Source organism: Mesorhizobium sp. M7A.T.Ca.US.000.02.2.1 (genome assembly GCF_003996995.1).
Lineage (GTDB): Bacteria > Pseudomonadota > Alphaproteobacteria > Rhizobiales > Rhizobiaceae > Mesorhizobium.
Map to the genome: position 1 here is coordinate 1 of NZ_RZTT01000770.1, position 1,240 is coordinate 1,240.

At 63.1% G+C, this 1,240-nt stretch carries 2 protein-coding genes; both read right to left on the reverse strand.

The features are described from left to right. On the reverse strand, nt 1–709 hold a 709-nt coding region (locus EOD15_RS34465; protein ID WP_148129823.1), incomplete at its 3' end, for an ATP-binding cassette domain-containing protein. Between the two features lie 124 nt (nt 710–833). Next, nucleotides 834–1,238, reverse strand: a complete 405-nt coding sequence (locus EOD15_RS34470) for a MucR family transcriptional regulator (RefSeq protein WP_245463858.1) — start codon at nt 1,236–1,238, stop codon at nt 834–836. Between the last annotated feature and the right edge of the window lie 2 nt (nt 1,239–1,240).

A 1,240-nucleotide genomic window follows, 5' to 3' on the forward strand; every position in this document is an offset into this window, starting at 1 on the left:
CTGTATATTGACGTTCGAACTGGTCGTAGCCGCCGCGCCAGAAGGTCAGCTTCTTCTGGTCGAGGTGGACGATCGAATTGACGGCGCGGTTGAGCAGGTCGCGGTCGTGCGAGATCAAAAGCACGGTGTGCGGATATTTCGACACGTAGTTTTCCAGCCACAGCGTGCCTTCGAGATCGAGATAGTTGGTCGGCTCGTCGAGCAGCAGCAGGTCGGGCTCGGCAAACAGCACCGCAGCAAGCGCCACGCGCATGCGCCAGCCGCCGGAGAAGGACGAGGCCGGACGCCGTTGCGCAGCATCATCGAAGCCGAGGCCGGCGAGAATGGTGGCGGCGCGGGATTCGGCTGAGTGCGCGTCGATATCGGCCAGCCGCATATGGATGTCGGCGATGCGGTGCGGATCGGTCGCCGTCTTTTCTTCCTCGAGCAGCGCCGTGCGTTCGAGATCGGCCTTGAGCACGATCTCGATCAGCGCGTCCTCGGTGCCCGGCGCTTCCTGCGCCACCTGGCCGATGCGGGTGCTCTTCGGCAGGCTGATCGAGCCTGTCTCGGACGGGAAATCGCCGGTGATGGCCTTGAACAGCGTCGTCTTGCCGGTACCGTTGCGGCCGACAAGGCCGGCCTTGGTGCCGGCCGGCAAGGTCAGCGAGGCATGGTCGAGAAGCAGGCGTCCGGCCATGCGGAGCGATAGGTCGTTGATGATCAGCATGGCCGCGCTTTTGCACCGGACATCAACGCTTCGCAAGGCCTTGCCGGCCAGTTGGCCGCACAAGGCCTCGAAACGACGCCAGCGAGGGCGTCGTCAAAGCAGCCGAACAGTGGCTTGCCTGCTCTCAGGCAGTCGCCTTGCGCTTCGTTGCCTTGGCGACAGCGGCCGGCGCTGCTGCCGGCTTGCGGCCAAGTCCCGTCGACTTTGCCAGCGCCGATCGCGTCGCCGAGTAGTTTGGCGCAACCATCGGATAGTCCGGCGGCAAGCCCCATTTGGCCCGATAATCGTCCGGGCTCAAGCCGTAGTCGGTCCGCAGATGCCGCTTGAGCGACTTGAACTTCTTTCCGTCCTCAAGGCAAATGATGTAGTCGGGAAACACCGACTTCTTCGGATTGACTGCCGGAACCAGGTTTGGAGTTTCCGCGACAACTGCACCAGCGAGCTTGCGAACCGAAGCACTGACGCTGGCAATCAACTCAGGCAGGCCGGCAGCCGGAAGAGGGTTGTTGCCTACATAGGCCGAGACAATAT